Raw genomic sequence first — 12,669 nt, 5'->3', positions numbered from 1 at the left:
TCCCCGTGAAAGGGTCTGTCTGAATGTGTGGGATTATCGGGATCGTCGGGCGTGAAGAGGTTTCGGACCGGCTACTCGCGGGTCTGAGGCGGCTCGAATATCGCGGCTATGATTCGGCGGGGCTGTGCACGATCGTCGACGGCCGCCTGGAGCGCCGCCGCGCCGAGGGGAAGCTCGACAATCTGGCGCGGGAGCTGGCCGCCGATCCGCTCCCCGGCACGGTCGGTATCGCCCATACGCGCTGGGCCACCCATGGCGCGCCGACCCGCGACAACGCACATCCCCATGCCACCGACGAGGTGGCGCTCGTCCATAACGGCATCATCGAGAATTTCCGTCCCCTGCGCGAGGAGCTGATCGCCGAGGGGCGCGTCTTCGCCAGCCAGACCGACACCGAGGTCGTCGCCCACCTCGTTAGCCGCGAGATCGAGCGCGGCGCCCACCCCAAGGATGCCGTCGCCGCCACCCTAAAGCGCCTCCACGGCGCCTTCGCCCTCGCCATCCTCGCCCGCAGCCACCCCGACATGCTGATCGGCGCGCGCCTGGGCTCCCCTTTGGTGGTCGGCTATGGCGAGGGCGAGACCTATCTCGGTTCCGATGCGCTCGCGCTCGCGCCATTGACGCAGAAGATCGCGTATCTGGAGGAGGGCGACTGGGTCGTCATCACCCGCGAGGGCACGCAAATCTACGACCGCGACGACAATCCGGTCGAGCGCCCCGTCACCCATTCCGGCGCCAGCGCCGCCGCGATCGAGAAGGGCAATCACCGCCACTTCATGCAGAAGGAGATTTTCGAGCAGCCGATCGTCGTCGCCCAGACGCTGCAATCCTATATCCGACGCTTGGAGCAGCGGGTGTCGCTGCCCGACATGGACTTCAGCTTCGCCGACGTGCCGCGCATCACCATCGTCGCCTGCGGCACTTCATATTATGCCGGCATGGTCGCCAAATATTGGTTGGAGCGCTTCGCCCGCGTTCCCGTCGAGCTCGATATCGCGAGCGAGTTCCGATACCGCGAACCGGTGCTGGAGAAGGGCGGAATGGCCCTCTTCATCTCGCAATCGGGCGAGACCGCCGACACCCTGGCAGCGCTGCGCCACGCTCGCGAACAAGGCCAGAAGATCGCCGTCGTCGTCAACGTCCCGACCAGCTCGATGGCGCGCGAGGCGGATCTCTTGCTTCCCACCCATGCCGGCCCCGAGATCGGCGTCGCCTCCACCAAGGCCTTCACCTGCCAGCTCGCCGTCCTCGCCGCGTTGGCCGCCAAGGTCGCGCGCGACAAGGGCATGATGAGCGAGGACGAGGAACGCGAGATCGTCGCGCACCTGACGGAGGCTCCCGCCGCGATGAACGCCGCTTTGGGCCATGACGAGGAGATCGAGGCGATGGCCCCGCTCGTTGCCGGCGCCCGCGACGTCCTCTATCTCGGCCGCGGGCCGGATTATCCGATGGCGATGGAAGGCGCGCTGAAATTGAAGGAAATCAGCTACATCCACGCCGAAGGTTACGCCGCGGGCGAGATGAAGCACGGCCCGATCGCGCTCATCGACGAGCACGTCCCCGTCATCGTCATCGCCCCGTCGGGGCCTTTGTTCGAGAAGACCGTGTCGAACATGCAGGAAGTCCAGGCGCGCGGCGGCAAGGTGATCCTCATCTCCGACGCCGAGGGCCTCGCGCAAGCGAGCGAAGGCACCATCGCCACCATCGAGATGCCCAGGGTCCACCCCCTCATCGCGCCTCTGGTTTACGCGGTCCCGGTCCAGCTCCTCGCCTACCATGTCGCCGTGGCGAAGGGCACCGACGTGGACCAGCCGAGGAATCTGGCGAAGAGCGTCACGGTGGAGTGAGGCTGGACCCGCCTCCGCGTCGTTAGCCGCGACGCGCTGAACGAGGACGCAGCCTGAGCCAAATCGGATTGGCTTGATTCGTCATTGCGAGGAGCGGGGCGAGGAAGCAATCCAGCGCCGGGCCGGATTGCCGCGCTTCGCTCGCAATGAAGGATGGACAGCCGAACCCCGCGATGTCGCCCGCCGCCTGACCAGAGGCCGGGCCGCGATTACGTTTCGTGCTCCCCATGCGTCTCCCGCGCCACCCGCATCAGCCTGTCCCCCACAAAGTCCATCACCACCCGTATCCGGGGCGTGTGCCGCAGCCTTTCGTGGGTGAGTAGCCAGAGCGCGGCCGGATCGCCCTCCAAAGGCGGCAGGCAGCGGACCAGGTCGGGGTCGCGGTCGGCGATGAAGCTGGGGAGGACGGCGAGGCCGAAGCCGGACCGCACCGCCGCCAGCATCCCGGTTACGGTGCCGTGGTGGATCGCGACATTGTCTTCGAGGTCGTGCTGCCTGAGCCAGGCCTGATAAGCGCGCCAGACCTTGCCGCCGCCGCCTCCGATCAGCGGATGGCCGGTCAAATCGGCCCGGTTATGTGGGACGCCGTGCGCTTCGCCGTAGGAGCGGCTGCAATAAAGCGTCCAGGGATCGGGGGCGATCCGCCGCCCCACCAGTCCGCCGCCGGTGGGGGAGGCGCTGTTGCGAAGCGCGACTTCGGCGACGCCGGATGCGAGGTCGCGCGGTTCGTCGCTCGTATCCAGTTCGATGCGAATGGCGGGATGCGCCTCGTGCAGGTCGCGCAGGATCGGCGCGAGTATCGTCACGGCGTAGATTTCGAGCGCGGTCAAGCGCACGGTGCCGCTCGCCTCGCGTCCCATGGCCGCCGCCGCTTCGGTGAAAGCGCTCGCGGCCGCCTCAACCTGCCGCGCCCGCTCCAGCAGCGCCTCGCCCGCCGGCGTCGCCGCATAGCCAGCCTGCCGCCGCTCGAACAAGACGAGCCCGATCGCTTCCTCCAGCGCCGCCACCCGGCGCGCCACCGTCGTCTGGCTGACCCTCAGCGCCCGCCCGGCGGCGAGCGTGCTTCCGGTCTCGGCGACGGCGAGGAAATAGCGAAGGTCGTTCCAGTCGAACATGGCATTCCCCTGCACCCTCCGGGGCGCCGCCGCATTCTGCATCATTGCAGAATGGTCGCGCAACATCGTTGCTCCCGCGCGCTCGCCACCGAGCCTATGCAGAACCCACGCCGGCGCCGACGACCATCCAGGAAGTCACGGAGACAAGTTATGAACAGGATAGCCATTCTCGCCGCGCTCGTCGCGGCCCCCGCTTTTACGCCCGCTTTGGCGCAGTCCCCCGTCGGCGACCCGGTCCAGAGGGTCAGCGTCGCCGATCTCGACCTCAGCAGGGATGCCGACGTCCGCAGGCTGGACCGCCGCATCCGGTCCGCCGTCGAGCAGGTCTGCGGCGCCACGTCCGACGCCGATCCCGCCGGCCGGAACGAGGCCCGCCGCTGCCGCGCGGAGACAACCGCCCGCCTGGCCGTCCAGCGCCAGCGGGCAATCGCCTCGGCCGGGCGGCCTTCCAGCGTGGCGCTCGCCTCCGAACGCTGACGCGAAAGTGACGGATTCGCCCAGGGCGGCGCCCCCGCGGCGCCGCCCTTTACCTATGCAATCCATGCCCTTGTCGCCGCCCTTCATCCCGCATATCCTGCCTGCTTCAAATATCCGGGTTCATCATGGCCGCCGATCCTTCCTCCACTTTCCCGGCACGGATCGGCTCCGGCGGCGCCCGCACCCGCGCGGCGGTGAAGCTTGCCTTCATCTTCTTCGCCTTCACCCTCGTCGTCTTCACCGTCGCCGCCTTCTTCCGCGGCCCCGAAAGCTTCCGCGAATCCATCATCATCGCGGTTCCGATGATGGCCGGGGACGGCTTCCTCGCCTTCCTGCTCTTCTTTCCCTTGAGCTGGACGGCGCGGCTCTCGACGGTGCCGCGCTGGACGCTGATGGCCGTCTGCGTGCTCGCGGTGGCGCTGCTCCAGGCGGTGTGGGACACCCAGCTGCGTATCTGGGTGGGGGCGATCGCCGGCGATTATGGGACCACCTATCTCGCCTTCGTGCGCGCGGCGACGATCAACGTCTACAATAGCGGCATGTTCGCCGCCTTGCTCGCCTTCCAGGGGGCGTTTCTCGATCTGCGCGCGCATCAGGGCCTGCTCGACGCGTCGCGGCGCAGCGAGCGCGACGCCCACATGCTGGCGCTGCGCTTCCAGCTCAATCCGCACTTCCTGTTCAACACGCTGAACGCTATCTCCAGCCTGGTCATAGTCGGCCGCGCCGAAGATGCGGAATCGATGATCGACCGCCTCTCATCGTTCCTGCGCGCGAGCCTCACCGCCGATCCGCACAGCCTGGTCAGCGTCGACGAGGAGTTCGAGATGCTCGATTCCTACCTGGAGATAGAAGGCGTCCGCTTCGGCGACCGGCTGATCGCCGACATCCGGCTCCCGCCGAACCTTGCCCACGCCTGCGTCCCGCCCTTCCTCCTCCAGCCCCTGGTCGAGAATGCGATCAAATATGCGGTCGCCCCGTCGCACCGCCCGGTACGCGTCACAATCGCGGCGGAGGAGCGCGGCGGGCGGCTCGTCCTCGTCGTCGAGGATGACGGCGGCGGCTGCGGCGATGTCGGCCCGGGCACCGGTATCGGCCTCGCCAACGTCCGCGAACGCCTGCGCCTCAATTACGGCGCGCGGGCGCGGCTGGAAATGCGGCAGGACGGGAGCGGGTGCCAGGTCGAGATCGTCATGCCGCTGGAAAGGACGGCCGCGGCGGACGGCGCGGCGGAGCCCGCGAAAGTCCTCGCCTGAGGCCGTCGCTCCCGTAGCTTCGCGGCGAGCGCTCAGCTCATGTCGGAGAGGTCGCTGGCGCTATAGTTGAAATCGAGGTCCAGGTCGGGAACGTCGCTGCTTTCGGGAAGATTCCAGACGATGCTTTGCAGCTCGCCCACGCAAGCGACGGAGCGGCCGTCGCGCCGGGCCGGGGCGTAGCGGAAAGCCGCCAACTCCGTCTCGACGGTCTCGTTGAACAAAGAGGAAGGCGCGGAGACCAGGTGGCGCACATTCTCGATCCTGCCGTCCCGGTTCAGCCCGAACTCGACGAACGACCGGCCGGTGAGATGGGATCGGGCGACGGCGGCGGGATAATCCGTGGAGAGGATCTCGGCTTCGATGACGACGGGTTGGGTGTCGGCCAGCAGGCAATGATCGTCCGGCAGCCCGAGGGACCGTCGGATGTCCCTGGCGGCCCGCGTCTCGCCGAGATCGTCCAGGAGCTTCGCCTTCTTCATGCGCAACGCGGCATGGCGGCGGTCCCCGGGCTGGCGCGGCAGGCGTTCGATGAGCTGATCGACCAGATCGAGTTCCTGGGAGGCCGGGATGGTCGTGTCGCGCTCCAGCCATTCGACGGCAAACCGATAGGCAAGGTCGGGCGGAGCCGCTTCGATCGCCTGCCGCTGGAAGTCTCGGCCGAGGGCCAAGGCGGCTTCGGGTGTCGTGGCGCGGCGGAGCCGCTCCTTCATCGCCGGGAAATCCAGCGCGGGCGGAGACAGGCTTTCCAATCCGCCGAGCGCCCGGGAAGCCGCCTCGATCCGGCGTTCGGTCGCCCTGATTTGCTCGACCGGAATGTCGCCCGCCGTGACGGCGCGGAGCCGCATCGCCGCGACCAATGCCGAGCGCGGCATGATGGTGAAAGGGCTGTCGGTTCCAAACCTTTGCTCGACGCGTTCGACCCGCTCCGCGAGTGCGTTGATGTCCGAGACCTCGATGCCGCGATAGAAAGTCGGGAAGAGGCCATGGCGCTCGGCCCATTCCGCCCAAAGCCTGGGATAGGGGTTCTTCCCGCGCCAGGCGTTGGTGGGTGTCGACCGGCAACGGAGCGTGAAGACGGTGCCGCCCGGCGACTCGCCGGAGAGAGTCACCGCCTGCTGGTCTCCCAGCGCGCTCGCGAATGTCCGGGCCGCCTCGGGCCGGCTGGCGGAGACCAGGGTTGCCCACGGACGATTCATGCGGTTCGTCGCGGTGAAGGTGGCATGGTCCTCCGCGCGCAGGCCCTCCTCGCCGCACAACGGCAGATATTCGGTGATCGCCCCATCGAGCTGAGCATTCGCACCGCCGGCGGCCTGGAGCATCGCGCGCCGCAGATCCTCCTCTTCGGGTGCTTCTGCCAGCGCCGCGCGGACGAGCGCGATCCGCATCGGCGCGAATTCTGCGGCGGGCGCGAAAGCCGCGTCGGCCCACGATCGCCTTGCCATTTCGCGCGCGCCGGCCGCGTCGCCGGCGAGGCTTTGCGCGCGGGCGAGGACGAGCTCGATTTCCCAGCGGTCGGCGGGCGCGGAGATGGCGGGCAGGGCCGCGCCGAGCGAAGCGATCGCCGCCATGGGATCGAGGATCAGCAGCTCCCGGCCGAGCGCGAGGGCCCGGCGCCGCTGCTGGTCCGGGTCGAGCGACGCGGGATCGAGAGACCGGTAGGTCTCGATCGCCAGGCGCCAGTCGCCATCGCGGGCCTGAGCCTCGCCAAGCGCCAGCGCCACCTCGCCCTTCATCCTCCGGGAATATTCCGTCGAGTCCGCCTTCTCGAGATAGGCGCGGGCCGGGGCCACCTCGCCACTGGTCAGCAGGGAGATTCCCACTATCCCGTTCAGGAAAGGATCGCGCTTCGGTTGCCCGTCCGCCGACATTCGCGACAGGACCAGATCATCGGCCGCTTTCACGGCCGCTAGCCAATCCTTCTGAGCGAAGGCTGTCTCGTAGCGCTGGAGGGCATCATCCGCCGCGAGCGCGGGCACGGACCCGGCCGACAGCGCGCCGGCGAGCGCGAGGGAGCGAAAGATCATGCTGCGTTCCTCGAAGCCATCATTCCCTATGGCCGAGGCGGGCTTGAGCGATCAACCGGCTTCCGCGCCCGCCGGAGCCCCCGCCGCTACAGCGGGTTGACGTGAAAGCGCGCGACGATTCGTCGGGATACGGCTCGCCCGCATAGACCGCTTTCCTATAGCCTCCGATTCATGCCACCCTCGCGCCGCGCCGCTTGGCCCCCCCAAGCCGCGCCGGCTCTTTGTCATCGTCCGTTCGCTCCCTCGATTCCCTCGGCCGCCGCCGCGATGCAGGCCTCGGAAAAAGACGCCTCACTCCAGGAACTTCGTGAACTTCGAACCGCCGGCTCAGCGAGCCCGCGTGAAATCCGGCTTCCGTTTCTCGAAGAAGGCGGCGAAGGCCTCGGCGGCTTCGGCGGAGGCGAGGCGTTCGCCGAACAGCGCGCCCTCGGCCGCCATCCGCTCGGCGACGCCGTCGTCGGGGGCGGTCAGCAATTGCTTGGTGAGGCGCACCGCCTCGGGCGGCTTGGCGGCGATGCGGGCGGCGATGCCGTGGAGGCGGCCCTCCAGCGCGTCGGCCGGTACGATCTCGGTGACGAGGCCGTAGGAGAGCGCCGTCTCGGCGTCGAACGGGTCGGCGAGGAGGAGATGCTTGGCGGCGCGCTGGCGGCCGATCAGGCGGGGCAGGAGCAGCGAGCTCGCCGCCTCGGGCACGAGCGCGAGGTCGACGAAGGGCAGGGAGAAGGTCGTGCCGGGCGCCGCCAGGACGAGGTCGCAATGGAGCAGCATCGTGGTGCCGATGCCGACCGCCAGCCCTTCGACCCCGGCGATCACGACCTTGGGGCAGGCGGCGATGGCGCGCAGGAACCGGAAGACCGGCATGTCCTCGCCATCGGGCCGCGCGGCGATGAAGTCGGCGAGGTCGTTGCCGGCGGTGAACAGGCCGCCCTGGCCGGCGATGGTGACGACCCGTATGTCCTCGTCCGCCGCGGCCCGCTCGAAAGCGTCGGCGAGCGCGGCATACATGGCGACGGTGATCGCGTTCTTCTTGTCGGGCCGGTCGAGCCGAAGCGCCATTACGGGGCCGTCGACGGTGACGATGATGTCCATGCTTTCCCCCCTGTCGGTTGCCTCCAGCCTTAGGAGGGGCGCGGGTCGCTGTCGAGGAACGGACGGAGCGCCAGCCATGCCTCGCGCTTGGCGGCGAAGGACAGGGTGTAGGCCGGGCTGCTCGACGGCAGCGACAGCAAGGCGAGCCCGCTTCCCGCCAGCATCTTCATACCCAGCCGGGCCGAGGTGCCGCCGTTGAAGCCGACGGCGCGAAGGGCGGGCAGAGCGGCGGCCAGTTCGGGCAGCGCGTTGGGCGCATGGTCGCGGATCGCCGCGTCGAGGCTGCCGCGCCGCCGGGCGCTGGCGACGACATCCCAAAGTCCTATGCCCGCCGCCAGCAAGGTCTCCAGCCGCGCCTCATAGGGGAGGGGCTCCAGCTCGGCCGCGATGACGGCGCCGGCCAGCCGCCAGAACTGATTGCGGGGATGGGCGTAATAACGCCCGCGCGCGAGCGATTCCTCGCCGGGCAGGCTGCCGAGCAGCAGCAGCCGCGTGCGCTCGTCCGCCACCGGCGCGAACGATCGCTTCAGCGCTGCCGCCCGATCGTCCACCCGATTATTTCTTGTCCGCCTTGTCGCGGGCGGAGGCGGCCTGCCAACCGCTGCCATAGTTGCGCATCTTGACGCCGCACACCGCGCAGGCGCTCAGATAATAGCCGTTCTTCCACTGCGACAGGTCGTTCACCGCTTCGTGGCGGCCGAGCAGGCATTTGAGGTTCATGGCCAAGCATTAGGGCGCGCATAAGGCGTTGCCAAGCGTGCCCGGCCGTGCGACCGGAACGCATCCCGCGCCGGTCGATGCGCCTGGTGACCCCTACGAGAATCGAACTCGTGTTTTCGCCGTGAGAGGGCGACGTCCTGACCGCTAGACGAAGGGGCCGTCGCGGCGCGCGAAGGCGAGGCCGGCGCATATGGGGGAGAGCGGGTTCCTGTCAAGACGCGGGATCAGCAATCCTCGCCCGAAGCTCCACAGCCGGTCTTGCCGGCGCCTTCCTGGCTGTCGCCCCAGTCGAAGGGCATGGGCTCGCCGGCCAGACCGTCCTCGGCGCCGCCAGGCAGACCGGGGACCCCGGCCCCAGGATCGGCGAACGTCTCGATTCCCGCGCCGGGATCGCCATAAGCGCCGTGGCTCTCGCCGCCGGGCGGGACCCCGTTCGACGGCACAGGCGGCACCGCCGCGTCGACGGCGGCCGCCCGCGCCGCCTCGATCCGCTCCTTCTCTTGCTCGAGCAAGATGCGCCGTTCGACCGGGTCGGGAACGGTGGCGATCTGTCCCAAGGTGGCGAGGTCGATCATCGGATAGTCGATGACGAGGTCGTAGGCGGTGACGCCGGAGTGTTCGCCGGCTTTCTCCGCTTTCTCGGCCGATTCGGCCGCGAGCCAGGCGTCGGCGTCGCTGCTTCCCTCCGGCCGCAGCGCCGCATAGGCGAATATGCCGGCCAGCGCGGCGATGCCCAGCGCCAGCGCCCTCCGCCGCGACCGCTCGACCATCTTCCCGTCCCGCCTCAGGCCGCCGCCGCGCCGCGCCGGGCTTCCAGCGTCTCGGCGAGCAGACCGCCCAGCTCCATCGCCTGCGCGGCGTTGAGGCGGGGGTCGCAATGGGTGTGATAGCGGTCGCTTAGATCCTGCTCCGAAAGCATCGCGGCGCCGCCGGTGCATTCGGTGACGTCCTGCCCGGTCATTTCGACATGGATGCCGCCAGCGCGGACGCCCTCGGCCGGGCACAAGGCGAAGAAGGCGCGAACCTCGTCGAGAATGCTGGCCATAGGCCGCGTCTTGTAGCCATTGGCGGCCTTGATCGTGTTGCCGTGCATCGGGTCGCAGCACCACAAGACGGGATGGCCCTCGCGGCGGACGGCGCGCAGCAGCGGCGGAAGCGCGGCCTCGACGCGATCGGCTCCCATGCGGGCGATGAGCGTGATGCGGCCCGGCGCGCGCTCGGGATTGAGGTTGTCGAGCAGGCGGAGCAGGGTGTCGGGATCGAGCGTCGGGCCGCATTTGATCCCGACCGGATTGGCGAGGCCGCGGGCGAATTCGACATGGGCAGAGCCCGGAAAGCGGGTGCGGTCGCCGATCCACAGGAAATGGGCCGAGGCGCCGTACCAGGGGCCGTCCTCGCCCTCGCGCCGGACCAGCGCCTGCTCGAACGGCAGGAGCAAGGCTTCGTGGCTGGTATAGAAAGGGGCGCCTTCGTCGCGAGCGAGTTCCTTCAGATGGGCGAGCGTCGCGGCCGCCTGGCTGTAGGCGCGGAACATGCGGTCGGGATCGGGCACGCGCGCGGCCTCGTCGAAGGCGATGCCGTTGACGATGTCGCCGCGATAGGCGGGAAGCCGGCAGCCGCCTTGCTCCTCCTCTTCGGTCGAGCGCGGCTTGGCGAACTGGCCCGCCATGCGGCCGACGCGAATGATCGGCAGGCCGGAAGCGGCGGCGAGCAGATCGACCATGCCGGAGACGAGTCGATAATTGGCGCGGATGTTGGCGGGCGAGAATTCGGCGAAACTCTCGGCGCAATCGCCGCCCTGGAGCAGGAAGGCGCGGCCCGCCTGGGCTTCGGCGATCCCGGCGCGCAGCGCCCGGGTCTCGGCGGGGCTGGTCAGCGGCGGGTAGGCGGCGAGCTCGCGGGTGGCGGCGGCCAGAGCGGAGGCGTCGCCATAGGTCGGCTGCTGACGGACGTCATGGCTGTGCCAGCTCGAAGGGGTCCAGTCCTGCGCCATCGCCGGCTCCATGGGCGATTGCGGCGGGCGGCGCAAGATCGCCGCGCGGGGCCCTGGCGCCAAGAAACGCCTCGATCGCATCGGCGATGCGCGGCGCGGCATGGCCGTCGCCGAACGGGAAGGCGGGGGTCGCCATGCGGGCGTAGCGGGCGGGGTCGTCGTGAAGGGCGGTGACGGCCTCGACGATGCGATCGGGGTCGGTCCCGACCAGGGCGATATTCTCGCTGGCGACCGCCTCGCCCCGCTCGGTGGTTTCTCTCAGCAGCAGAACCGGCTTGCCGAGCGCGGGCGCTTCCTCCTGGAGCCCGCCGCTGTCGGTGAGGACGAGCCAGCAATCGGAAAGCTGGGCCACCATCTCGGGATAATCGAGCGGCTCCAGCAGGGTCACGTGCTCCGCACCAGTAAGCAGCCGCACGACCAGCCGCCGGATATGGCGGTTGGGGTGAAGCGGAAAGACGATCGCGACCGGCAATGTATCGACCAGCCGGCGCAAGGCCGCGGCGATTCCGCGAAGCACGTCGCCCCGATTCTCCCGGCGATGGCAGGTGACTAGGATTTTTCGGCGGCCGCCCTCGCCGGGCGGAACGGCGGGCAGGTCGCCGCGGATTTCGAGGAGCGCGTCGATGCCGCTATTGCCGGTCACCAGCACGTTTCCGCCGACCTGTGCGTCGCCCGCCAGGTTCGCCGCCGCGTCCGAGCTGGGCGCGAAGAGGATGTCGGCGAGCTGATCGATGGCGATGCGATTGCCTTCCTCGGGCCATGGCTGCTGGAGGTCCCCGGAGCGGAGGCCCGCTTCGACATGGCCGAGCGGCACGCCGATATCCTTGGCCGCGAAGGCCGCGGCGAGCGCACTGGTCGTGTCGCCCTGGACGAGAACCAGGTCGGGACGGAGACGCAGGAAGCGCTGGCAGAGCGCGTATCGCAAGGTGTCGCGCACCTCCCCGGCGGTCTGCTCGCTGAGGTTCACGGGAAGCCCGATGATGGCGTCGGCCGGGAGGAAGGCGAAGGAGGGAGCGAGGCCGCTATGCTGGCCGGTAAGGATCACCTTCTGGGTAAAAGCGGCCCTCTCGGCGAGGGCGCGGATCACCGGGCTGAGCTTGATCGCTTCGGGACGGGTCCCGACGATGGAGAGGATGAGCGGGCGGTCAGCCGCCACTGGGGACGCCGAGCTGCTCGGCGGCTTGGTTGAGCTGGGCGGTGACCGCCGGGTCGCCTTTGAACGCGGCGAGGCCGGAGCGGTGCGCGGCCCTGGCGGCGTCGGTCTCGCCCAGGACCATCCGCGCGCGCATCAGGCGGATCCAGCCGGCCGCGTCCCCGGGATTGGCCTTCAGGCGGTTCGCCAGTCCCTCGACCATGTTCTGGACCATCGCATCCTGCTGGCCAGGCGGGATCGAGGATGCCGCCGCCATCTGCTCCGGCGTCGGGCCGGGAATGGCGGCGGTCGCGACCGAACCGGCGGCGGGTGGCGGCACCCGGCCGGCGAGGTCGATACCTTCCTTGTCCGCGACCTGGGCGATGGTGCGGCGAAGGTCGGCCTCCCACGGAGCGCCGGGCGGCGTGTCGCGGAGCAAGGCGATCCAGTCGCCGATCGCCGCTTCATGCTCGCCTTTCAGATCCTTTTGCACGGCAAGGAAATAGCGGGCGCGCGGATCGGACGGGTCGAGCGCCAGCGCGCGCCGGAAGGCGGCTTCGGCTTCCGGGGAAATATCGGGACCGGCCGATTGCAGTGCTTCGCCGAGCGACGACCAATTCTCCGCATTGCCCGGCTCGACCTCGGCGGCGCGGCGATAGGCCCCGGCGGCGCGCATCAGGTCGCCCATCTCGAACCAGGACCAGCCGAGCAGCCGCCAGCCCTCGGCATCGCCCGGATCGGCCTTGAGCCGCGCTTCGAGCTCGGCGATCTTCTGCTCGACCGGCGCGACCGGTTCGTCGGGCCTGACGCTGCCATGGGGGCCGGCTTCGGCGGCGGCGCCGTCGGCCGACCGGAACAACGCGACTCCGGCGGAGGCGGCCGCGATGATGGCGGCCGCGACCAGCGCGATCGTCGCCGTCGGAGGAGGTGGTTTCGGCCGGGCGGGTGAGACGGTCATAAGTAGAAGGTCTCACTCGCAAAATAATCGCCGTCAAGTCTGGTGTGCGGCTTTCAAGCTG

The 12,669-nt window shown here is 69.4% G+C and carries 12 protein-coding genes and 1 tRNA gene; 3 read left to right on the top strand and 10 right to left on the bottom strand.

Going from position 1 to position 12,669, the window contains the following annotated elements; all coding sequences use genetic code 11:
• The first annotated feature begins 23 nt into the window (after window positions 1–23).
• Entirely contained in the window at window positions 24–1,847 is a 1,824-nt protein-coding gene (glmS, locus tag ACFQRC_RS09925; RefSeq protein ID WP_379960721.1) for a glutamine--fructose-6-phosphate transaminase (isomerizing), read from the top strand.
• 209 nt (window positions 1,848–2,056) lie between these two features.
• Here the strand turns inward: glmS and ACFQRC_RS09920 are convergent, their stop codons facing one another.
• Window positions 2,057–2,962, bottom strand: coding sequence for a LysR family transcriptional regulator (locus ACFQRC_RS09920; protein ID WP_379960719.1), 906 nt, complete (start codon window positions 2,960–2,962; stop codon window positions 2,057–2,059).
• Window positions 2,963–3,112: 150 nt separating this feature from the next.
• Here ACFQRC_RS09920 and ACFQRC_RS09915 point away from each other — a divergent pair, with 150 nt between their 5' ends.
• The gene (locus ACFQRC_RS09915; RefSeq protein WP_379960717.1) at window positions 3,113–3,439 is read left to right on the top strand and encodes a UrcA family protein; all 327 of its coding nucleotides are present in this window, start codon (window positions 3,113–3,115) and stop codon (window positions 3,437–3,439) included.
• 125 nt (window positions 3,440–3,564) lie between these two features.
• Window positions 3,565–4,692 (top strand): sensor histidine kinase, encoded by a 1,128-nt coding sequence (locus ACFQRC_RS09910; protein ID WP_379960715.1) that lies wholly within the window; start codon window positions 3,565–3,567, stop codon window positions 4,690–4,692.
• A gap of 32 nt (window positions 4,693–4,724) precedes the next feature.
• Here the strand turns inward: ACFQRC_RS09910 and ACFQRC_RS09905 are convergent, their stop codons facing one another.
• From ACFQRC_RS09905 to ACFQRC_RS09865, 9 genes are all read right to left on the bottom strand, one after another.
• Window positions 4,725–6,716, bottom strand: a complete 1,992-nt coding sequence (locus tag ACFQRC_RS09905) for an energy transducer TonB (RefSeq protein ID WP_379960713.1) — start codon at window positions 6,714–6,716, stop codon at window positions 4,725–4,727.
• Window positions 6,717–7,043: 327 nt separating this feature from the next.
• Window positions 7,044–7,805 carry an enoyl-CoA hydratase gene (locus tag ACFQRC_RS09900; protein ID WP_379960711.1) on the bottom strand — a complete coding sequence of 254 codons (762 nt, stop codon included), beginning with the start codon at window positions 7,803–7,805 and terminating at the stop codon, window positions 7,044–7,046.
• Between the two features lie 29 nt (window positions 7,806–7,834).
• Window positions 7,835–8,356, bottom strand: coding sequence for a DNA-deoxyinosine glycosylase (locus ACFQRC_RS09895; protein WP_379960709.1), 522 nt, complete (start codon window positions 8,354–8,356; stop codon window positions 7,835–7,837).
• A 4-nt stretch (window positions 8,357–8,360) separates the two neighbouring features.
• Entirely contained in the window at window positions 8,361–8,525 is a 165-nt protein-coding gene (locus tag ACFQRC_RS09890; protein ID WP_379960707.1) for a hypothetical protein, read from the bottom strand.
• A gap of 84 nt (window positions 8,526–8,609) precedes the next feature.
• Window positions 8,610–8,684: transfer RNA gene (locus ACFQRC_RS09885), tRNA-Glu, on the bottom strand.
• Between the two features lie 65 nt (window positions 8,685–8,749).
• Complete coding sequence (locus ACFQRC_RS09880) at window positions 8,750–9,295, bottom strand: hypothetical protein (protein ID WP_379960705.1); 546 nt, start codon at window positions 9,293–9,295, stop codon at window positions 8,750–8,752.
• 14 nt (window positions 9,296–9,309) lie between these two features.
• Window positions 9,310–10,518 carry a 3-deoxy-7-phosphoheptulonate synthase gene (locus ACFQRC_RS09875; RefSeq protein WP_379960703.1) on the bottom strand — a complete coding sequence of 403 codons (1,209 nt, stop codon included), beginning with the start codon at window positions 10,516–10,518 and terminating at the stop codon, window positions 9,310–9,312.
• Window positions 10,478–11,674, bottom strand: a complete 1,197-nt coding sequence (gene wecB / locus ACFQRC_RS09870; protein ID WP_379960701.1) for a non-hydrolyzing UDP-N-acetylglucosamine 2-epimerase — start codon at window positions 11,672–11,674, stop codon at window positions 10,478–10,480. The genes ACFQRC_RS09875 and wecB overlap by 41 nt, the downstream gene beginning before the upstream one ends.
• On the bottom strand, window positions 11,664–12,608 hold the full coding sequence (locus tag ACFQRC_RS09865; RefSeq protein ID WP_379960699.1) for a tetratricopeptide repeat protein: 945 nt from the start codon (window positions 12,606–12,608) through the stop codon (window positions 11,664–11,666). Before ACFQRC_RS09865 ends, wecB begins: the two co-directional genes overlap by 11 nt.
• Window positions 12,609–12,669 lie beyond the last annotated feature (61 nt).

Source organism: Enterovirga sp. GCM10030262, from assembly GCF_042666435.1.
Classification (GTDB): Bacteria; Pseudomonadota; Alphaproteobacteria; order Sphingomonadales; family Sphingomonadaceae; genus Allosphingosinicella.
This window is presented reverse-complemented; position numbering and strand designations above follow the sequence as displayed.

Excerpts from the sequence above, each read along its gene's own strand:
- glmS (WP_379960721.1), top strand. The coding sequence starts at position 24 with ATGTGTGGGATTATCGGGATCGTCGGGCGTGAAGAGGTTTCGGACCGG.
- ACFQRC_RS09905 (WP_379960713.1), bottom strand. The coding sequence starts at position 6,716 with ATGATCTTTCGCTCCCTCGCGCTCGCCGGCGCGCTGTCGGCCGGGTCC.
- ACFQRC_RS09900 (WP_379960711.1), bottom strand. The coding sequence starts at position 7,805 with ATGGACATCATCGTCACCGTCGACGGCCCCGTAATGGCGCTTCGGCTC.
- ACFQRC_RS09865 (WP_379960699.1), bottom strand. The coding sequence starts at position 12,608 with ATGACCGTCTCACCCGCCCGGCCGAAACCACCTCCTCCGACGGCGACG.
- ACFQRC_RS09915 (WP_379960717.1), top strand. The coding sequence starts at position 3,113 with ATGAACAGGATAGCCATTCTCGCCGCGCTCGTCGCGGCCCCCGCTTTT.
- ACFQRC_RS09880 (WP_379960705.1), bottom strand. The coding sequence starts at position 9,295 with ATGGTCGAGCGGTCGCGGCGGAGGGCGCTGGCGCTGGGCATCGCCGCG.
- ACFQRC_RS09890 (WP_379960707.1), bottom strand. The coding sequence starts at position 8,525 with ATGAACCTCAAATGCCTGCTCGGCCGCCACGAAGCGGTGAACGACCTG.
- ACFQRC_RS09910 (WP_379960715.1), top strand. The coding sequence starts at position 3,565 with ATGGCCGCCGATCCTTCCTCCACTTTCCCGGCACGGATCGGCTCCGGC.
- ACFQRC_RS09920 (WP_379960719.1), bottom strand. The coding sequence starts at position 2,962 with ATGTTCGACTGGAACGACCTTCGCTATTTCCTCGCCGTCGCCGAGACC.
- ACFQRC_RS09875 (WP_379960703.1), bottom strand. The coding sequence starts at position 10,518 with ATGGCGCAGGACTGGACCCCTTCGAGCTGGCACAGCCATGACGTCCGT.